At 72.3% G+C, this 19,886-nt stretch carries 17 protein-coding genes and 2 pseudogenes; 7 read left to right on the top strand and 12 right to left on the bottom strand.

Features of this window, described 5'->3' with window-relative positions:
- Nucleotides 1-158 precede the first annotated feature (158 nt).
- Nucleotides 159-689, bottom strand: a complete 531-nt coding sequence (locus tag Pen02_RS04020) for a M48 metallopeptidase family protein (protein ID WP_203864527.1) — start codon at nt 687-689, stop codon at nt 159-161.
- Nucleotides 690-828: 139 nt separating this feature from the next.
- Here Pen02_RS04020 and Pen02_RS04015 point away from each other — a divergent pair, with 139 nt between their 5' ends.
- The 4 genes from Pen02_RS04015 to Pen02_RS04000 all read left to right on the top strand — a co-directional run bounded on the left by Pen02_RS04015 (nt 829) and on the right by Pen02_RS04000 (nt 4,867).
- Nucleotides 829-1,077 carry a hypothetical protein gene (locus Pen02_RS04015; protein ID WP_203864526.1) on the top strand — a complete coding sequence of 83 codons (249 nt, stop codon included), beginning with the start codon at nt 829-831 and terminating at the stop codon, nt 1,075-1,077.
- Between the two features lie 151 nt (nt 1,078-1,228).
- Nucleotides 1,229-1,396, top strand: coding sequence for a DUF5679 domain-containing protein (locus tag Pen02_RS04010; protein ID WP_165436864.1), 168 nt, complete (start codon nt 1,229-1,231; stop codon nt 1,394-1,396).
- 225 nt (nt 1,397-1,621) lie between these two features.
- Nucleotides 1,622-2,746 carry a hypothetical protein gene (locus tag Pen02_RS04005; protein ID WP_239140032.1) on the top strand — a complete coding sequence of 375 codons (1,125 nt, stop codon included), beginning with the start codon at nt 1,622-1,624 and terminating at the stop codon, nt 2,744-2,746.
- 729 nt (nt 2,747-3,475) lie between these two features.
- Complete coding sequence (locus Pen02_RS04000; protein ID WP_203864525.1) at nt 3,476-4,867, top strand: ABC1 kinase family protein; 1,392 nt, start codon at nt 3,476-3,478, stop codon at nt 4,865-4,867.
- 120 nt (nt 4,868-4,987) lie between these two features.
- On the opposite strand, the gene Pen02_RS03995 is transcribed toward Pen02_RS04000, so the two are convergent.
- The 3 genes from Pen02_RS03995 to Pen02_RS03985 form a co-directional block, all read right to left on the bottom strand.
- Nucleotides 4,988-5,245, bottom strand: coding sequence for a hypothetical protein (locus Pen02_RS03995; RefSeq protein WP_239140031.1), 258 nt, complete (start codon nt 5,243-5,245; stop codon nt 4,988-4,990).
- 1 nt (nt 5,246) lies between these two features.
- Nucleotides 5,247-5,612, bottom strand: coding sequence for a WhiB family transcriptional regulator (locus tag Pen02_RS03990; protein ID WP_101369728.1), 366 nt, complete (start codon nt 5,610-5,612; stop codon nt 5,247-5,249).
- A gap of 579 nt (nt 5,613-6,191) precedes the next feature.
- The gene (locus Pen02_RS03985; protein ID WP_203864524.1) at nt 6,192-8,351 is read right to left on the bottom strand and encodes an ATP-dependent DNA helicase UvrD2; all 2,160 of its coding nucleotides are present in this window, start codon (nt 8,349-8,351) and stop codon (nt 6,192-6,194) included.
- 139 nt (nt 8,352-8,490) lie between these two features.
- Between Pen02_RS03985 and Pen02_RS03980 the strand changes: the two genes are divergently transcribed.
- Nucleotides 8,491-8,736, top strand: a complete 246-nt coding sequence (locus Pen02_RS03980) for a mycoredoxin (RefSeq protein ID WP_203864523.1) — start codon at nt 8,491-8,493, stop codon at nt 8,734-8,736.
- 225 nt (nt 8,737-8,961) lie between these two features.
- On the opposite strand, the pseudogene Pen02_RS03975 reads toward Pen02_RS03980, so the two are convergent.
- Nucleotides 8,962-10,476: pseudogene (locus Pen02_RS03975) on the bottom strand (MFS transporter); the annotation flags it as partial.
- 110 nt (nt 10,477-10,586) lie between these two features.
- Between Pen02_RS03975 and Pen02_RS03970 the strand changes: the two are divergent.
- Together Pen02_RS03970 and Pen02_RS03965 are read left to right on the top strand one after the other, a co-directional pair.
- Nucleotides 10,587-11,561 (top strand): helix-turn-helix domain-containing protein, encoded by a 975-nt coding sequence (locus Pen02_RS03970; protein ID WP_203864521.1) that lies wholly within the window; start codon nt 10,587-10,589, stop codon nt 11,559-11,561.
- 308 nt (nt 11,562-11,869) lie between these two features.
- Nucleotides 11,870-12,103 (top strand): annotated as a pseudogene (locus Pen02_RS03965) (hypothetical protein); the annotation flags it as partial.
- Between the two features lie 451 nt (nt 12,104-12,554).
- Here the strand turns inward: Pen02_RS03965 and nudC are convergent.
- The 7 genes from nudC to cspE form a co-directional block, all read right to left on the bottom strand.
- A complete protein-coding gene (nudC, locus tag Pen02_RS03960; protein ID WP_239140029.1) occupies nt 12,555-13,526 on the bottom strand; it encodes an NAD(+) diphosphatase in 972 nt (323 codons plus the stop codon).
- The gene (locus Pen02_RS03955; RefSeq protein ID WP_203864520.1) at nt 13,523-14,848 is read right to left on the bottom strand and encodes a M16 family metallopeptidase; all 1,326 of its coding nucleotides are present in this window, start codon (nt 14,846-14,848) and stop codon (nt 13,523-13,525) included. Before Pen02_RS03955 ends, nudC begins: the two co-directional genes overlap by 4 nt.
- Nucleotides 14,845-16,158 (bottom strand): M16 family metallopeptidase, encoded by a 1,314-nt coding sequence (locus tag Pen02_RS03950; protein ID WP_203864519.1) that lies wholly within the window; start codon nt 16,156-16,158, stop codon nt 14,845-14,847. Before Pen02_RS03950 ends, Pen02_RS03955 begins: the two co-directional genes overlap by 4 nt.
- A gap of 60 nt (nt 16,159-16,218) precedes the next feature.
- Nucleotides 16,219-17,142 (bottom strand): hypothetical protein, encoded by a 924-nt coding sequence (locus Pen02_RS03945; protein WP_203864518.1) that lies wholly within the window; start codon nt 17,140-17,142, stop codon nt 16,219-16,221.
- Between the two features lie 227 nt (nt 17,143-17,369).
- On the bottom strand, nt 17,370-17,579 hold the full coding sequence (locus tag Pen02_RS03940; protein ID WP_203864517.1) for a hypothetical protein: 210 nt from the start codon (nt 17,577-17,579) through the stop codon (nt 17,370-17,372).
- 236 nt (nt 17,580-17,815) lie between these two features.
- Nucleotides 17,816-19,270 (bottom strand): DEAD/DEAH box helicase, encoded by a 1,455-nt coding sequence (locus Pen02_RS03935; protein WP_239140028.1) that lies wholly within the window; start codon nt 19,268-19,270, stop codon nt 17,816-17,818.
- 219 nt (nt 19,271-19,489) lie between these two features.
- Nucleotides 19,490-19,693 carry a transcription antiterminator/RNA stability regulator CspE gene (gene cspE, locus Pen02_RS03930; RefSeq protein ID WP_007464836.1) on the bottom strand — a complete coding sequence of 68 codons (204 nt, stop codon included), beginning with the start codon at nt 19,691-19,693 and terminating at the stop codon, nt 19,490-19,492.
- Nucleotides 19,694-19,886 lie beyond the last annotated feature (193 nt).

The following is a 19,886-nucleotide window of genomic DNA, read 5'->3' as shown; positions in this document are numbered from 1 at the left end:
GGCAGACTCCCGTCAGCCCGGCCGATCCCGCCCAGTCCGACGGCCCCCGCCGAATCCAGCAGACCCGCTCAGTCCGGCGGGACGGCTCAGTCCGGCAGGACGGCTCAGTCCGGCAGAACGGCTCAGGCCGGCAGAACGGCTCAGGCCGGCGGGACGGCTCAGTCGGGCAGGACGATTCCGGCGGTCGCCGCGACGCCCTCCAGGTAGCCCCGGGCCCGTTCGGTCTTCGGGTAGCGCCCGACGAGCGCCCAGAACCGGGCGTTGTGACTGGGCACGACGAGATGGGTCAACTCGTGCAGCAGCACGTAGTCGATCACCCATTCCGGCATCTCCTGGATTCGGTGCGAGATGCGGATGGTCCGGTCGGCCGGGGTGCAGGAGCCCCAACGGCCGTTCTGGTTCGTCACCCACCGGACGCTGGCCGGCACGGCCACCCTGCCGTGCTCGCTCAGATAGCGGTCGATCAGGCGTCGGGACCGGATCAGCAGTTCCTCGTCGGAGCGTTCGAGCCGCTCCTCCCGGGCCGCGAGCCGGGCGAGCATCCGGTCGACCCACTCGCTCTCCTCGGCGCGGGAGAACTGGTCGGGGATGAGCACCACGACCCGCTCGCCGTCCCGGTAGGCGGACACCGTCCGGCGCCGGCGCTGACTGCGCCGTACCTCCACGACCGGCTTTCGCAACCCCGCCATTAGCGGCCCGCGCAGCCCCGGGTTTCGTTCACGATGGAAAACTAATGCGTACTGACCAGGTCACCGCAAGAGTCAGTCCACAGATAGCCGCCGGAAAAATACCAGTTAGCGGTGACCCGTCCGGAAAAAATTCATTGCGGTGATCGTCTACGAACCCATGATCCGGCTTGCGCCCGGCATGATCGGCAGCCACCGGGTGTACGGCCGGCGTACGGCGGGGTGCGCCGCAGGCAACGGTAAACGATCATCCGTCGAGCCCGCCAGGCACCCCCAGATCAGCGATCTGACGCGGTTCATCCGGCGTGTCCCTGCGAAACTGACTTATCCGACCTATTCCGGCATGCACACTCTGGGCGTCGGCTTCCTCACAGTGTCGACAGATCGCTGACATGGAACTGCCCAGATCTGGGTAGGGTCCGCGGACCGGCGGTCACAGCGGTGACCGCGGAGAAATCCCAGCGCTGGCGCCTAACTGGCCGCCCGCCGCCGGGCGCACGTCGGGCTCGTGAGAGTCCGGTGGAAGAAACGAGGAGGGCACCGTGGCCGAGAAGGCCCAGACCTACAACGGGTACTGCGTCAAGTGCAAGGAAAAGCGTGACTTCGAGGGCAACGTCGAGGTTTCCAAGACGGGCATGAACATGGCCAAGGGCAAGTGCCCGGTCTGCGGTACGACCGTCAACCGGATCCTCGGCAAGGCCAAGGTCTGATCATCGAGGGGCACGCGGAACTGCGGGAAGGGGTGGCCGAGCGCCACCCCTTCCCGCTTTCACTGTCGCGCTGCGGACACCCGGCGTGATGTCCGCGCGGCGACAGAAGTTACCCAGGGGTTGTGGATAACACCCCAGATCCTGTGGATAGAGCAGTGCACAGCGCCCCGACGCTGTGGACAACGACCGTCGACCCGCAGCCGAGCGGTGACAGCGTGTTGCCCCATGACCCGAACCGTGCTGCCCCGCCCCACCCTGATCCCCGGCCTCGCCCGACTCTGGCGTGACCGGCACACCCTGCAACTCGGCCTCGATCCGCGTCGCGCGGTCCTGCTCGAAGTGGCCAATCCGGCCGCCGCCCGGCTGCTCGACCTGCTCGACGGCAGCCGCAGCGAGCGGGCCGTCCTCGACCATGCGGCCACCATCGACGTGGCCCGCGACGACGCCCGTACCCTGATCGACACCCTGCGGGCCGCCGGGCTGGTGGTGGCCGCGCACACCCTGCTCCCCACCGACCTGCCCGAGCCGGCCCGGCAGCGACTCTCCGCCGAGGCCGCCGCGCTCGCCCTGCACGGCCGGGACTCACCGGGCACCCCCGCCCAACTCCTCCGGCGCCGGGCCGCCGCCCGGGTCGTGGTGACCGGTCAGGGCCGGCTCGCCGCCCCGGTGGCGGTGACCCTGGCCCAGGCCGGCGTCGGACAGGTGCACCCCGACCTGCGGGGCCGGGTCGGACCGCCGGACACCATCGGCGGCAACCTGCTGGCCACCGACGTACGCCGGCAGAGCGCCGCCGCCGTCGTGGACGCGATCGCCCGGTCCGCTCCCGGCACCGACACCCGGCCCGTCCGGCGCGGTCGCGCCGACCTGGTGGTGCAGGTCGGCGCGGACCGCCCCGCCGGGCTGCTCGCCGCCGGCTACGCCCAGCACCGGCAGGCGCATCTGCTGCTCACCCTGCGCGACGGCGTACCGGTCGTCGGCCCGTTCGTCCGGGCCACCGGCTCGCCCTGCCTCAACTGTCTCGACCTGCACCGGCGGGACCGTGACCCCGGCTGGCCCGGCCTGGCCGCCCAGTTGGCCGCCGGAGGCGGGCAGGAACCCTGCCTCACCTCGACCCTCGTGGCGGCGGTCGGCTACGCCGTGAGCGAGGTGCTCGCCTTCCTCGACGGCGGTACCCCGGACACCGTCGGCGGTGCCGTCGAGGTGACCGGCGCCGGTCGGCTGCGCCGCCGCACCTGGCCGCCGCATCCGGCCTGCGACTGCACCTCACGACGGCGCGGTACCCCGCCCCGCCGCACCCCGGATCCCTCGGAAGCCGCCACCGACTCCCCCGACCCCGGCTCCGTCGGCTGACCCCGGCCGGTGCGTAGCCGGCCCGGTCACAGCTGACCCCGGCCGGCGCGTAGCCGGCCCGGCCGCGGCTGGTCCCCGGCCGGCGCGTAGCCAGCCCGGCCACAGCTGGTCCCCCGCCGCTGCATAGCCAGCCCGGCCACAGCTGGTCCCCCGCCGCTGCATAGCCAGCCCGGTCACGGCTGGCCTTGCGACCGCGCCGGGCGGAAACCCGCCGGCCGCCGGGCGCAATCCCGTCCGCTCCCGGACGTGCCCCGTCCCCACCCGGCCCAGCCCGCGCCCGGATCGGTGACCTGGACACCAGAGGCGTTACGACCCCTCGGTAACGCCTCTGGTGTCCAGGTCACGTCTCTCGTGTCATGCGGCCAGGCACTCGCGTCCTGGCCAGGCGATGGTGGCGTGCGGCCGGCGCGCATCTGGCTCCCCGGCGGGTCCCGGGGCCGAGGTTTCCAGCATCCGGGCCCGGGAGCACATGCGGGGCAGCTCGACAGGCTCCGAGTCGGGCACCCGCAGCCCAGAAACCGGTCAGGTGCGGCCGGAAAGTGCGGTAACCGGCCTCGGCAGGGCGAACGGTGTCCGGTGGATTCGGCGCCCGATGGGGTACGGGGCGGCACGGTCGGGTCGTTTCCGCCGCGCCGATTCGGGGGTGGCCGGGTCAGCCGGGCCGGGGACGTGGCCTGAGCCACCCGCTGACGGCGGACCGGATCTCGTCGAGTCGGTAACAATGATCTGGTGACCGACATCCCGCGCCGGGCCGTCTCCCGGACCGCCAAGCTCGCCGCTCTGCCGCTCGGCTTCGCTGGCCGGACCGTCCTCGGCGTCGGCAAGCGGGTGACCGGCCTCGCCTCCGAGGTGATCTCGAACGAGATCCAGCAGCGCACCGCCGAGCAGCTCTTCAGCGTGCTGGGCCAGCTCAAGGGCGGTGCGATGAAGTTCGGGCAGGCGCTGTCGGTGTTCGAGGCGGCGCTGCCCGAGGAGATCGCCGCGCCGTACCGGCAGGCGTTGACCAAGCTTCAGGAGGCCGCTCCGCCACTGCCGGCGGCCAGCGTGCACAAGGTGCTCGCCGAGCAGCTCGGGCCGGACTGGCGGTCGCTGTTCGTGGAGTTCGACGACAAGCCGGCCGCCGCCGCCAGTATCGGACAGGTGCACCGGGCGATCTGGAAGGTCGAGCCCGAGACCACCCCGTCCGGCCGGCGGCGCGGCACGAAGGCGGTGGCCAAGGCCGGTACGGCGACTCCGGCCGGCCGCCCGGTGGCGGTCAAGGTGCAGTACCCGGGCGCCGGACCGGCGCTGCTCTCCGACCTGAAGCAGCTCTCCCGGCTCGGCACCATGTTCCGGGCGATCCAGCCCGGCCTGGACATCAAACCGCTGCTCAGCGAGTTGCGCGAACGGATCAGCGAGGAGCTGGACTACGAACTGGAGGCGGAGTCGCAGCGGATCTTCGCCGCCGCGTACGCCGACGACCCGGAGATCTTCGTACCCGGTGTGGTCGCGGCGGCGCCCCGGGTGCTGGTCACCGACTGGGTCGAGGGCACCCCGCTGTCGGCGATCATCGACTCCGGCTCGGAGAGCGAGCGCGACCAGGCCGGCCGGCTGATGGCCACCCTGCACTTCTCCGCGCCGATGCGCGCCGGGCTGCTGCACGCCGACCCGCACCCCGGCAACTTCCGGCTGCTGCCGGACGGGCGGCTGGGCGTCATCGACTTCGGTGCGGTGGCCCGACTTCCTGGTGGGCACCCGGAGCCGATCGGTCGACTGGTCCGGCTGGCCCTGGCCGGCGACGCCGACGCCGTGGTCGCCGGGCTGCGCGAGGAGGGCTTCATCCGGGCCGACTCGCCGATCGACGCGCAGGCGGTACTCGACTTCCTGATGCCGATCCTGCAACCGCTCTCGGTGGAGGAGTTCCGGTTCACCCGGGCCTGGCTGCGGGTCGAGGCGGGCCGGCTCGCCAACCCGCGCTCCCCGGCGTACCAGTTGTCCCGGCAGCTCAACCTGCCGCCGTCGTACCTGCTGATCCACCGGGTGACGCTGGGCTCGATCGGTGTGCTCTGCCAGCTTGAGGCGAAGGCGCCGTACCGGGGCATCGTGGAGCGCTGGTTGCCCGGTTTCGCCCCGGTGGCCTGACCGGGTCGACCAGCCAGAGACGACGCCGGGCCGGTCGGGGCGGGGTTCCTCCCCCACCGCGACCGGCCCGGCTGTTCCGGATCAGATTCGGTTACGTCCCGACGGCGTCAGCCGAAGGGTTCACATGCTGCCCAGTTCGCGGGCGGCCCGACGACGGGCCTCCACCGCGATCGTGCGGGCGGATCGGGTTGCCTCAGTGCTCGTGGTGCTGCGACCGGCCTGAGGCAGGCGCATTCGAGCCCGTGACAACGCTTCGTGGATGAGATGCATCTTGGTGGCTCCGTCTCGGATGGGCATGGCATTGAGGGTCTTCCACACCGCGGCCATCGCGGTGTTCGGCGCCGATACCAGACCGGCGTTCGTACGGATCGGGTTCATGTCAGGCCGCCAACCGGACCGCGCTGCGCGACTCGGCCAGACCACTGGCCGCCAGCCGCGCCTGGGCCTCGACCCGCAGCGCCGCGTCCCGGGCGACGTCCTCCTTGCGCGGACGGCCACGGGGCCGCTTGCGCGGAACCACCGCGCCACGCTCGAAGATCTCGCCGCCCCAGACGCCCCACGGCTCCTCCCGCTCCACCGCACCGGCGAGGCACTCGACGCGCAGCGGGCAGTCCCCGCAGAGCGACTTGGCCAGCTCCAGCTCGGCAGGCGAGTCGGCGAACCACAGGTCGGGGTCGAACTTCCGGCAGGGCAGGTTCGCCTCCAGCTCGACGTTCGCGTCGAGGGGGGCCAACGCCAGACTCATCGCCCGGTCACCTCTCTCTCGTTTCGATCTCGTAGATCGCTGTTCCGACTTACGTGCGGCAGTGCGGAAATGACTAAGGCCGCGGATCCCGGTGTACGGGGTCCGCGGCCTCGAGGTGAGCCGGCTGGTCTGTGTTAGACCGGTCTCCCTCGAGGTGGAACCCCGCTGACATCCATCCGCTTGACGCCGACAGGGATGCCATTGCCCGTGAATCCATTGGTCCCCCGGAGTTCCGCGGACGCGTGGGCCTGAACCAGCTCGGCCTGGGTCAGAACCTGGTGCACCTGCGAACGCCGTGGGGAATCAGTGATCAGCATGCAGCCGACCTCTGACACCGGAGCGAGGGCAGCAGGTAGCGCCCACGGTCGCTGGGTGACATAGGTCGTCCCCATCGGGGCCACCTCCTGACTCTCACTCGTCGCCAACATCGGACTCTCACCCCTCTTGAACAGCCTGAAAGCCGCCGCTCGCGAGGTGTGCCATGAGGCTATGCCTCCTCCGGGCGGGGAGGCAAACGAATTACGGCGAGATTGCGGAACTTTCTTCCGACACTGCTCGGCGGGCCCGCGACCTGCCCGGCTACGACTCGGTCGGCTCCGCCGTGAGCAGAACGTCGTCGACGCCGAGACCCTCGATCAGGGCGAGCACGGCGTCGCCGTACAGGGCGACCTTGCGGGGGCCGATGCCGGCGATGGCCAGCAGTTCCGTCGGACGGGCGGGGCGGCGTTCGGCCAGCGCGACCAGGGTCGCGTCGGTGAAGACCACGTACGCGGGGACCTTCTGCGCACCGGCCACCCGGGCCCGCCAGTCACGCAGCCGGTCCAGCAACTCCTCGTCGAGGTCGGACGGGCAGGTGGCGCAGCGGCCGAGTTTGCGGTCCGCGCCGGCCAGCAGGGTCGCCCCGCAGACCCGGCAGGAGACGATCTGGGTACGCCGACGGTCGGGTTTCCGACTGCCGCCCGGCGCCTCGACGGTGCGCCCACCGCTCGAACGGTCGAACTGGGGCAGGAAGCGGCATGGCCGGCGGGCCCGGCCACCGGGCGAGCGCGCCGAGGCGTACGACAGCCAGAGCCACTCCCGGGCCCGGGTCACCCCGACGTAGAGCAGCCGCCGTTCCTCCTCCACCTGCTCGGGAGTCTTCGCGTAGCTGGTCGGCAGCGTGCCGTCGGAGAGCCCGACCAGGAACACCGCGTCCCACTCCAGCCCCTTCGCCGAGTGCAGCGAGGCCAGCGTCACGCCCTCGACCGTCGGTACGTGCTGCGCGGCGGCCCGTCGGCCCAACTCGGCACAGAAGTCGGTAAGCGACACCGGCCGCTCGACCGAGGCAGCCTCGCCGATCGGCAGCAGCACCGGGGTCGCCGCGTACTCCTCGGCGAGCTGGACCAAGGCGGCGAGCGCCTCCCAGCTTTCCCGGGCCGCGCCGCCGGGCGGGGCCGCGTCAGGTGCCCAGCCGACTGCGGCCAGCGCCTCGACCACGGCCGGGACCAGTGGCATGTCTCCCGGAGTCGACCGGGTCGCCGCGCGCAGCGCCACCAGCGCCTGCCGGATCTCGGGCCGCTCGAAGAAGCGCTCGGCGCCCTGGACCTGGTACGGCACCTCCGCCTCGGCCAGCGCCTTCTCGTACGCCTCGGACTGCGCGTTCGTCCGGAACAGTACGGCGATCTCCCGGGCCGGCGTACCGGCGGCGATCAGGTCACGGCAGCGCACCGCCACGGCGGCGGCCTCAGCCGGTTCGTCGGCGAAGATCCGCAGGTCCGGCTCGGCACCCGGCGGACGCTGTCCGTGCAGTTCCAGCCGCAGTCGCGCCTCGGCACCCCGGGCCTGCCGGATCACGGCGTTGGCCAGCCCGACCACCTGTGGCGTGGAGCGGTAGTCCCGGACCAGCCGGACCACCACCGCGTCCCGGCGCAGCCGGGGAAAGTCGATCAGGTACGCCGAGGTGGCCCCGGTGAACGAGTAGATCGTCTGGCTGGCGTCGCCGACCACGGTCAGGTCGTCCCGGCCGCCCAGCCAAGCGTCCAGCAACCGCTGCTGGAGCGGGTTCACGTCCTGGTACTCGTCGACGACGAGGTGCCGGTATTGTGCCCGGATCTGCTCGCCGACGTCCGGGTGCTCCTCGATCCCCCAGACCGCCGCCCGGAGCATGTCCTCGAAGTCGATCACACCGTTGGCGCGTTTCACCTTCTCGTAGCCGGCGAAGACCTCGGCCACCTTCGCCGGGTCGTGCGGTGTCTCGCGCAGCGCCTTGGCCGCCGCGACGACGTACTCCCCCGGCTCGACCAGGGACGACTTGGCCCACTCGATCTCGCCGGCCAGGTCCCGGGCGGCGGCCCGGTCGGTGCGCAGCCCGACCCGGGCGGCGGCCAGGGTGACCAGCCGGACCTTGCTGTCCAGCAGTTCCGGCATCTCCCGGCCGGCGAGCAGCCGGGACGAGAAGTACCGGACCTGACGCAGCGCGGCGCCGTGGAACGTCCGGGCCTGCACCCCCGGTACGCCGAGCGCGCCGAGCCGGGCCCGCAGCTCGGCGGCGGCCCGGGCGGTGAAGGTGACCGCGAGTACGTGCCGGGCGGCGATCTCGCCGGCCGTCACCCGGTACGCGATCCGGTGCGTGATCGCCCGGGTCTTGCCGGTGCCCGCGCCGGCCAGGATGCAGACCGGCCCCGCCGGAGCGGTCACCGCGGTGCGCTGCTCCGGGTCGAGTCCGGCCAGGATCCGTTCCGCGCCTGAGTCAACCGCCACAGCTAGGAATCATGGCAGCCTCTTCCGACGTTGCACCTTTAGCCTGTGTGATCGACAACCCGTCCGATCCGACGTCCGACCGGGGAGAGCCGGTCGGGCCCTGGCTGGGGAACGACTGAGCACCGCGGAGGTCTCGACGATGTTGACGATGTATTCCACGTCCTGGTGCGGCTACTGCCACCGGCTCAAGTCACAGTTGGACCGGGAGGGCATCGGCTACACGGTCGTCGACATCGAGCAGGACCCGGCCGCCGCCGAGTTCGTGATGAGCGTCAACGGCGGCAACCAGACCGTGCCGACGGTGAAGTTCGACGACGGCTCGGCGCTGACCAACCCCTCCATCGTCGACGTCAAGAAGCACCTGGCCGCGCTCGCGGAGCACTGACCTGTGCGGGGTGGGCCCGGTGCGGGCCCACCCCGGCCGGTTCCGGTGCCGCTACCGGCGACGGGATCCGGAGGCCCGCGACGCCTCGGCGGCGGCCCGCGACTCGTCCGAGGCACCGTCCGCGGCCGGCAACACCAGGTCAGCTGGCGGGACCAGCTCCGGCAGGATCACGTCGGGCGTCGGCACGGCCGACGGCGCGTCGGGTACGGGTGTCGTCGGGACGGGTACCGGTGTCGTGGGGACGGGGGCGGGCGGCGCGGAGAGGGCCCGGCCCGCCCAGAGGTACCCGGCCGCCACCGTCATCACCACCGCGATCACCACGAAGAGCAGCCGGTAGTCGACGACGCCGACCAGCAGCGCCCCGGTGCCGATGGAGACCGCCTGCGGCCCGCTGATCAGCGCCTCGGAGGCGGCGGTGACCCGGCCGAGCAACGGCGCCGGGGTACGCCGCTGGAGCAGCGTGTTCAGCCCGACGAACGCGATCGGCAGGCCGAAGCCGAGCAGCACCAGGGCGACGAAGGCCAACCCGATCGTCGGGTACGCCAGCAGCAGCGCCCCGGGCGCGAAGAGCGCCACCCCGACGGCCAGGGCGGCCAGTTCGCCGAACCGGCGTACCACGACCGGTGAGGAGAGGCCGCCGAGCACCCCGCCGATGCCCTGCACGGTGACCAGTACTCCGACGAAGCCGGGTTCCCGGCCCAGCCCCTGGTCGACGTACGCGAAGATCAGCGACTCGCTGAACCCCATCACCAGTACGGCCAGCGCGGCGCCGACGACTGCCCGGCGCAGGGCGGGCTCGCCGACCATGTGCCGCAGTCCCGCCCCGACCTCGGTCGCCCAGCGCGGCCGGGCCGCTCCGGGCACCCGCTCGGCGATCCGCAGCGCGGAGACCGCGCAGGCGGCGGCGCTGAAGCCGATCATGCCGACGGTCGGCAGGGTCCAGCCGCCGGCCCCGGTGTAGAGGGCCGCGCCGGCCAGCGGGCCGATCAGCCGGAGCCCCTGCTTGACGGTCTGTAGCACGCCGTTCGCCTGGGCCATCAGGTCCTCCGGCACGATCTCCTTGATCAGCCCGTTGAGCGTCGCGGTGAGCGCGACGTAGGAGAGCCCGTACAGGGCACCCACCACGTAGATCACCCAGACGTCGGTCCGGTCCCGGACCAGGAACAGCGGGGTGAGTACCACCGCCGTGGCCAGGTTGGCGACGATGAAGAACGGGCGGCGGGGGAACCGGTCCACCACCCAGCCGATGATCGGGGCGAGGGCCATCGGCGCGACCATCGCGAAGATGGTGGCGCCGGCCATGCCGTCCGAGTCGGTCAGGTCCTTCACCCAGACGGCCAGCGCCAACAACATGATCGACTCTGCCGTCATGCTGAACAGCAGACCGGCGAAGAGCAGCCGGAAGTCGGGGCGACGCAGGATGGTTCGCATGCGAGGGGTCCCTTTCGAGGGTGGCGGCGAGCCGGGCGGGGACCTGGGCACCCGGAACTCACCGTGATCACCGCCGACGGGAGGGATCGCGGGCGCCGGGTCGCCCGCGGCGGCTGTTCGCCGTACTGGTTGGGGGGCGGTCGGGGGTGGCGTACGGCGCGGTCGTGGTGCGGGGGAACCTGCGGGGGAAAGTTGTCGCAATCGATGGTGTCGCGGTCGTCGGTCGGGGTCGGAGCTCGATCGGCTATCCGACGGCGACGGCCGGAACACCTCCGGAAGGCCCCCTCCATTTAGACACGCCGTTACCATTCGACGGCACGCCGTGAAGAAGGAGCGGCATACTGGACCGCCGGGAGCGGAACTGGGACGGTCCGCACCTGCCCGGTTACGGGCTCGACTCGATCGAGAGCGAGGATCCAGTGCCTCCTGCTCAACCCAGCCCGATCCTGCGGCGCCGCAGGCTCGGCACGGAACTGCGCAAACTGCGGGAGTCCGCCAAGCTCACCGGCGACCAGGTCATCGAGGCGGTGGGCTGGGCCTCCGCGTCCAAACTCTCCCGACTGGAGAACGGCCGCAGCCGGCCCGACCTGCGGGACGTCCTCGACCTGCTGGACCTCTACAAGGTCACCGGACCGCTGCGCGAAGAGCTGACCGCGATCACCAACGAGGCCGGCGACATGCGGGCCTGGCTGCGCTCGTACGCGACGATGACGCCGCGGCAGCGCGTCTTCGCCGAACTGGAGGCCGGCTGCGCCGAGATCCGCGAGTACAGCCCGGTGATCGTCCCCGGCCTGTTGCAGACCAGGGCGTACGTCAAGCTGCGCATCCTCTCCTCGCGGCAGCTCGTCGACGATCCCGACCAGGACGACACCGACCCCGAGAACGAGATTGCCGCCCGGATCGCCCGGCAGTCGCTGCTGACCCGAGAGGTCGAACCGCCCCACTACTCGGCGGTGATCGAGGAGGCGGCGCTCGGTGGTCGGGCCGGCCCGCGCGAGGCGCTCCGCGCCCAGCTCGTCCAGTTGCGCAAGCTCGCCGCGCTGCCCAACGTGACCATCCAGGTGCTGCCGGCCGACCAGACCATCGCGGACTGGTACCTGCCGCACACCGGGTTCTCGCTCTACCGGTTCGCCGAGCCGCAGGATCCGGAGACCCTGGCGATCGAGGGGCTGGCCACCAACCTGATGGTGACGGATCAGAAGGAGATCAACACCTACTCGATGGTCTTCGACTGGCTCCGGGACGCCGCCTACAGTCCGGAGGAGACGGTCGTCTGGCTGACCGACATGGCGGGACAGCGCTCGTCGGGCCCGCCCCGCAAGCCGGCCAGCCGTGATCCGGGGATGCCGCCGTCCCAGCGCAGTCGCCGTTCCGGCCGACTGACCGAACAGTAGACCGGGGCCGACGAGGCCGACCACCAGCCCGCAGGCGTCCGCCACCGTACCCGACCAGGCGTCCACAGCCGCCGGTTCCCGTCCCGGGAGCCGGCGGCTTCGTCGTACGCCGATCCTCGGCTCGGGCTGGAGCGTGCTGACCCTGCGTCACCTGATCGGACGAGCAACTACTCCAATCGGCGCGTTTCACTTGCCCGCCGGGCCGGGATGGGTGAACATAATCCCCAAGGGGGACGTGGAAGTTCCACGTGATGACTTCGTTAGGTAATCACAGGATCATCGTCCGTCACCGGCCTTCGGAGACACCCATGCGGTTTCTAATCGTTCGCACGGACATCCGTGCTGCCGCCGATGACGAGTTGGCCGCCGCCTGGGCGCACGGGGAGCGCCTCCGCGACGAGCAGACCTCACCGGAGCAGCGCCGCCAGACCGTCCGGGCCGACGACCGGGACGCCGCACTACTGCTCGCCCGGGCGCTGTCCAGCGTGGGCGCCGTCCGATCCGGACGACAGCGGGTCAAGGTGCTGCCGGTGGGCGAGCCCGACCGTCGGCTCCGCAACGATCCGCAGCGGGACCGGCCCGGCGACCAGGCCCGGTCACCCGAACTCCACGAGCCGGCCCTGCCGCTCAGCCCGCACGCGCCGGCCCCCGCCGAGTTCGGCCCGCCGACCGTCGGCAACCCGCACCCCCGGAACCTCGGCCCACAGTCGAGGTTCGGTTAGACGACCGTCGGTGGCCGGGGTGGCGTCCCCCGCCACGCACCATGCCAGACCCGGCAAACGACGGCCTATGATCTTGGCCCGTGATCGTCGCGGCAACGACGGTCGCGGGCCAAGATTTGTGCCGCCCCCGGCCATGCCCGTGTCGTCGCGGAACATCCGGCAGGCCAGCCGCCCAAGCCGATGCGCCCGACAGCCGCCCGGCCCGTGCCCGACAGCCGAGCCGGCTGGTGCCTGACGGCCGAGCCGGCCGGTGCCTGACAGCCGAGCCGGCCTACGCGGCGCCGTCCAGCCACCGGCGGATCAGGAACAGCGCGATCGACGACGGCGGCGGCAACGCCAGCCGTACCCCGTCCTCGACCTCCACCGCCGCCCCGGCCAGCACCGAGGCGATCTGCCGCCGGCTGAACCAGCCCGCGTACGCGATCTCCGCCGGGTCCAGCTTGACCGGCCGGGCCGGGTCGGCGCGGGCGAAGAAGCCCAACATCAGCGAGCCGGGGAACGGCCACGACTGGCTGGCGACGTACCCGATGTGGTGCGGGACCAGGCCGACCTCCTCGGTGACCTCCCGGACCACCGCGTCCTCGGCCGACTCGCCCGGCTCGACGTAGCCGGCGAGGCAGGAGTACCGGCGCACGCCTCGTTCGCCGCGCCAGGCCGCGTTGTTGCCCAGCAGGCACCGCCCGTCCGGGCCGGCGACGTCGTCGTGCACCAGCACGATCATCGCCGGATCGGTACGCGGCCAGAGCTGGTTGCCGGCCTCGTCCCGCCGGGACCAGCCGGCGTCCCCGACCACGGTGGACAGACCGGTCAGCGACGAGTACAGGTGCCGGGCGTGCCAGTTCGCCAGCGCGACGGCGGTGGTGAACAGTCCGGCGTCCCGGTCACCGAGCAGGTGCCCGACCTCGCGCAGGTTCGCCGGCCGGGTACCGGCGATCTCCGGCAGTGGCGCGTCGACCGCGAAGACCGCCACGCCGTCCGGCTCGACGCCGAGGAAGAGCCGGGCGGCCGGCTCGCTGTCCCGGGCCGCGTCCGGACCGAGCAGGATCAGCTCCGGCTTGTCGCCGACGGCCCCGACCAGGGTCCGGCCGCCGTTCGCCACGTCCACCACCAGCACCCGGGACCGCTGCCAGGCGTCGGCCAACCACCGCTGGTCGGCACGGCGGTGCGCCGCCCGGTCGAGCGTGGACCGGGCCAGCGGCGGATGGCCGGCCGACCGGTCCAGCGGCGGTCGGGCCTCCGTCACGATCCGGCGGCCTCGGTCCGGACCGGTCCCAGCACACCGAGCGGCGCCTCGACCTGACCGGCGTCGCCCAGCACGACGGTGACCGCCCGGGACGGGGCCAGATAGCTGGCCGCCGCTGCCGCCACGTCGTCCCGGGTCGCCTTCGCCAACCGGGCCGCGTGCTCGGCCAGGAACTCCAGGCGCAGCCCGGAACCGGCGTACGCGCTGGCCACCGCCGCCAGCCCGGCCTGGGTGGAGATGCCGAGCTGGAGCGTGCCGAGGGCGTACTGGCGGGCCTGCTCCAGCTCGTCCTCCTTCGGCGGTAGGGTGGCCAGCCGACCCAGCTCGTAGATCGTCTCCAGCAGGGCCGGCCCGGTCACCTCGGTCGCCACCTCGGCGGCGACGACCAGCGAAGACCCGGCGACCGAGTGCTCGATGACGGAGTGCGGCCCGTACGTGTAGCCCTTGTCCTCCCGGATGTTCTCCACCCAACGGGACGAGAAGTAACCACCGAAGACCAGGTTGGCCAGTTGCAGCGCGGCATGGTCCGGATGGGTACGCGGCACCGCCGGCAGCGCCAGCCGGACCGAGGACTGCACCGAGTCGGGCCGGTCCACCAGCAGCAGCGGCCCCGGCTCCAGCGGCGGGGTCGACGGCAGCTCACCGGGCGCCCCGTCCCCGGTCCAGTCGCCGAGCGCCCGCTCCACGGCGTCCAGCGCCTTCGCCTCCTGCACGTCGCCGACCAGCAGCAGGATCGCCCCGGCCGGGCGTACCCGGGCGGCGTGCAGGCTGCGCAGCGCCGCCGGTCGTACCGCCTCGACCTGCTCCGGCTCGGGGGTCTGCACCGCGTACGGGTGCTTGCCGTACATCCGCTTCAGCAGCGCCTTGCGGACCAGGTGGGTCGGCTGGCTCTGGGCCATCCGGATCCCGTCGATCAGCCGGGCCCGCTCGGTGGCGACCTCGTCGTTCGGATAACTGGCCCCGGTCAACACCTCGGCCAGCAGCTCCAGGATCCGGTCCAGCCCCGTCGACAGGCCCGTACCGGAGATCATCAGCCGGTCCGAGTCGGCCCCGCAGGACAGCCCGCCGCCCACCTTCTGCAACTCGGCGGCGAGCTGCACCGAACTCATCGTCTCGGTACCGGAGAGCAGCGTCTGGGACATCATCAGTCCCCGGGCCAGGTGGGCCCGCCCGAACGGCACCCAGAGCCGCAGCTCGACCAGCGGCACCGCCGGCCGACGCAGCACGATCACCGTCAACCCGTTCGGCAGGGTGCGCTCGACCTCACGGGGCAGCTTGAGCTTGCGGTTGGGTCCGAGCGGGGGCAGCGTACGGACGGTCACCTGGCACCTCCACCGGGAACGACCTCGACGGCGGCCCGGCGCTGCGGTCGCAGGGTGGCCGCCGCCGCCCGCACCTGCTCCTCGGTGACCTCGCCGACCAGCCGGGGCAACTCGCCCAACAGGCCCGGATCACCCCGCTGCTGTTCCAGCACCGCCATCTGCAACGTCCGGCCGAGCACCGCATCCGTCTCCCGCAGCAGATGGGTGGCCATCCGCGCCTGGGTCCGGGCCAACTCGTCGGCGGCCAACCCGTCGGTGGCCAGCCGGTCCAGTTCCTCGTCGATGGTCTGCAACACCTTGTCCACCCCGCCGCCCGGCGGCAGGTGGGCCTGCAACACCATCGCGGTCGGATCGCGTACGTCGAACGGGTCGCCCATCAGCCCGAGGTAGCCACCCACGCTGGTCACCGAACGGTCCCGCAGCACCAGCCGCTCCACCAGCCGGGACGCGTCCCCGTCGGTGAGCACCTCGGCCAGCACCACGTACGGCAGGTAGCCGGCGAAGTCGCCGATCGGGTCCGGTACCCGCCAGGCCGCCGCCACCGCCGGCAGCGGCGCCAGCTTGTCGGTGTACGACTCTCGCCGCTCCCCGGTCAGGTCCGGCTCGGCGAAGCTGGGCCGCTCCGGCGCGGGTCGGGCCGGTACGTCCCCGAAGTGCCGCTCGACCAGCGCGGTCGCCTCGGCCACGTCCAGGTCCCCACCGACCGCCAGCACCGCGTTCCCGCACGCGTAGTACCGGTCGAAGAAGTCCGTCGCGTCGGCGATGCTCGCGCTCTCCAGGTCGTCGAAGGAGCCGTACCCGTCGTGCGCGTTGGCGAAGGTGTCGAACATGACCGGCGGCAGCCGCAGCCACGGGAACCCGCCGTACGGCCGGTTCAGCACGTTGACCCGGATCTCCTCCTTGACCACGTCGACCTGGTTGCGGAGGTTCTCCTCGGTCAGCCGGGGCCCGCGCATCCGGTCCGCCTCCAGGAAGAGGGCCCGCTCCAGCGCGTTGCTCGGCAACGTCTCCCAGTAGTCCGTGTAGTCCAGGTGCGTGGACCCGTTGAACGTGCCCCCGGCGCCCTGTACGTGCCGGAAGTGCGCCAGCTTCTCCAGGTTCTCCGACCCCTGGAACATCAGGTGCTCGAAGAGGTGGGCGAAACCCGTCCGCCCCTCCGGTTCCGACCGGATGCCCACGTCGTAGACGACCGCCACGCCGACCACCGGGGCGCTCCGGTCCGGCGCCAACACCACCCGTAAGCCGTTGTCGAGGGTGAACCGCTCGACCGAATGCTTCGTCGCTGGAATTCTCGATCTTCCCGCCGCCACGAACCGACCCTAGCGCGTCCCGTCACCACCGGTGGCCGGCCTCCCGTACCCGTCCACACCTCAGACCGGGCGGACGGAGGCGAGGGCGTGCTCCACCACCCAGTCGAACTCCGGGTGGGTGCCGGGTACCGAGATAAAGAGCACCGCCGCCGTCGACCGGCCGACGTCGATGCAGGCGACCCCGACCAGTTCGTCGGTGGCCCGCAACCCCGGCCGGGTGAAGTGCAGCCGGAACACCGACACCCAGGCCGGACGGCCGCCCAGCGTGGTCCGCCCGTCCCGGATCGACGCCGAGCGGTTCGGCTGCGGGTAGTACTCCCCCCGCACGTCCGTGCTCACCTGCCGGCCGACACACTCCAGGTCGAACGTGAGGGCGTCGTTCTCGGCCGCCGGAACCGCCGCCGACAGGATCGACGCGTGGTAGTCGCTGAAGCCGTCGTACTCCCGTTCGGTGACGAAGTGCTGCCCGACCTTGTACGGCACCTCCAGCGTGCCGGCACTCCACACCGTCCGCCACGGCTGCCACGGGGTGCCGTAGGTGGCGTACGAAATGCCCGCGTCCGGATCGACGGTCCGCTCCCCGTCCAGCGGCTGCCCCGGCCCGGCCGGCGGTACCACCGGATTCGTCGGCTCCGGACCGCTCGGGCCGGGTACCCCCGGCGTCGCCGCACCCGGCGAGCCCGGCGGCGGGCACTTGCGGGCCAGCGGCGGCCGGACGTCCGTCGGCGCCTCCGGCCGGCTCCAGATCGGGTCGACACCTGCGGACACGGTCAGCCCGAGCACCACCACCAGGCCGATCACCAGTACCGCTCCGGCCGCACCGGCGAACCACCACAGCCGACGGTCCCGACCGCCGCCGCCCGGCGGCGCCGGCAACTCCGGCCCCGACGCAGGCAGCCCGATCCGGGTGACCGCGCCCGCCCCCCAGGCGGCACCGGGCCGCGCTTCGGCACCCTCGGGCACGCCCGGGACGTCAACCGGCATATCCCTAGTGAACACCACCGCCGGCCCGCAGAGCCGACCCGGCAGCCGGGCCACGCACCCCGACCAGGTCAGGGGTTGGGGGCCGGATCGCCCGCGTCGGGATCAAGCCTGACCGCCCAGAGCGGGTGATCCGGCCCCCAACCCCACCCCCGACGCACGCCGCAGTCAAGGTCAACCCACCCCGACGCACACGCCCCGGCCCACGAACCGCACGGGGTCGAAGCAGCTCAGCCGTCCCCCGCGACCGTCAGCCCGATCCCCCCACCGGTCGTCCCGGCGGGAGAATGCATCTCCACCACCTCGACCTCGGGCGCTCCCGCCGCAGACCCGTACCACGGAGTGAAGGCGACCAGTGTGGCGAGGAGCAGACCGCTGACCGCGACCGCCAGCACCACCAGGATCTCCCGCGTCGAGCCCTGACCGACACGCACGGTCATCGCAACCTCCCCCATCGCGACTCACCCCCGTGGTCGCTGGTTCCCCAGGACAGGATGGCCCGTCAACGGGTACTTCACAGTCGCCCATCGGACGCGATCAGGTGGATTCGCGGGCATAATTGTCCTGACCGATCGGAGCGCTTCCCGGAGCACCCGCCGGAGCACGGTTTCGGCGGTCAGTCCGACGGGGTCGCGGACTCACGCAGAGTCACGACCAAGGGTCGCGGCGTACCCGCTCAGGCGGCCCGGCGAAGCCGACGCGACCGCGACCCCCGCCCGTCGGCCCGACCCCCCGACCGAGGCTTCGGTACCGAACCCGCCCCGGCCGAGCCAGCACCAGCCGCACCCGAACGCGCCGACGCAACACCGGCCGACCCCGATCGCGCCGAGGCAGCACCAGCAGCCGAACCCGTCCCAGCCGAAGCAGAACGAGCCGGAGCAGAACGAGCCGACCCCGAGCGCGCGGCAGCAGAACGCGCCGAACCCGAACCGGTCGGAGCCGAGGACGGCACCGGAACCCCGGACGGCACCCGCGCCCCGGTGACCCGTACCAACGCCTCGTCGCCCGGCCGCACCGCCACCGTCTCGGGCCTGATCCCGGCGTCGCTGAGCAGCCGCGCCACCTCCCGGCGCTGGTCCGGGAGAACCAGGGTGACCACCCGGCCGGACTCGCCGGCTCGGGCGGTACGGCCGCCCCGGTGCAGGTAGTCCTTCGAGTCGGTCGGCGGGTCGACGTTCACCACCAGGTCGAGTCCGTCGACGTGGATGCCCCGGGCCGCCACGTCGGTCGCCACCAGCGCGGTCACCTGACCGGACTTGAACTGCTCCAGGGTACGGGTCCGCTGCGGCTGGGACTTGCCGCCGTGCAGCGCCGCCGCGCGTACGCCCCGGGTCAGCAACTGCCGGGCCAGCCGGTCGGCGCGGTGCTTGGTCCCGACGAACATGATGACCCGGCCGTCCCGGGCCGCGATCTGTGCTGTCGCCGTCGTCTTGTCGACGGCCTCGACCTGGAGGACGTGGTGGGTCATCGCGGTGACCGTGGCGGTCGTCGGGTCGACGGAGTGCGACACCGGGTCGGTGAGGAACCGGCGGACCAGCCGGTCGACGCCACGGTCGAGGGTGGCCGAGAAGAGCATCCGCTGCCCGTCCGGTGCGACCTGTCGCAGCAGGTCGGTGACCTGCGGGAGGAAGCCCATGTCGGCCATCTGGTCGGCCTCGTCGAGCACCGTGACGGCGACCTCGTCGAGTCGGCAGTCGCCCCGGTTGACCAGGTCTGCGAGCCGACCGGGCGTGGCGATGACCACCTCGGCGCCGGCCCGCAGGGCGTCGGCCTGCCGGTTCAGCGAGAGTCCGCCGACCACGGTGGCACAGCGCAGCCGGAGCGTACGGGCGTACGGGGCGAGGGCGGTGGTCACCTGCTGCGCCAGTTCACGGGTGGGTACCAGGACCAGCGCGAGGGGCCGGCCGGGCCGGGCCCGCCGCCCGGCGGTACGGGACAGCAGGGGCAGCCCGAAAGCGAGTGTCTTGCCGGAGCCGGTACGGCCCCGGCCGAGCACGTCCCGACCGGCCAGCGAGTCGGGCAGCGTGGCAGCCTGGATCGGGAACGGGGTGACGATGCCGTTCGCGGTCAACGCGGCGTGCAGCCCTGCGGCCAGCGGTGCGTCGGCGAACGAGCGGATGGCACGGGTCATCAACAGACCTTCCTCGAGGCGGTACGTGTCGAGGAAGGTCTGCCGGCGTCCGCCCGCCGGCTCGGTCACCGGGGCGGTACGCCCGGCGACCGCAGCCACGGACCGGGAAAAACGCGGGAGCCAGCCCGTGCCGTCGGGCGCGGGCTGGCCGCGTCACCACGCCGCTCGGGCGCGGTGGTGGAACTTAGGCTCCGGGCTCGCGCCACGGAGGCCGCTCGGTCAGAGCGGGCGGATGTTCTCCGCCTGCGGGCCCTTCTGGCCCTGGGTGACCTCGAACTCCACCCGCTGGTTCTCGTCCAGGCTCCGGTAGCCGGAGCTCTGGATCGCGGAGAAGTGGGCGAAGACGTCAGCGCCGCCGCCGTCCGGGGTGATGAAGCCGAAGCCCTTGTCGGCGTTGAACCACTTCACGGTGCCAATTGCCATGTGTTTCGTCTCCTGACGGAACGCTCGGTCCGCACCTGTTGCGGACCGAAAAGTTGCCCACCGTGGCTGGTGGGCCGCTGTCGCTCTGGTCGCCCCGCCCGGAGAACTCCGGACATAACAAAGAGCGCCTACGGTCACAATCCCGCAGGCGCACACAGAGTCTCTGGGAACCAAAACTGCAACGCACCCACGC

It is taken from the genome of Plantactinospora endophytica, assembly GCF_016862915.1.
In the GTDB taxonomy this organism is placed as follows: domain Bacteria; phylum Actinomycetota; class Actinomycetes; order Mycobacteriales; family Micromonosporaceae; genus Plantactinospora; species Plantactinospora endophytica.
The sequence above is the reverse complement of the archived record's forward strand: the minus strand, read 5'-3'. Positions and strand labels throughout refer to the sequence as shown.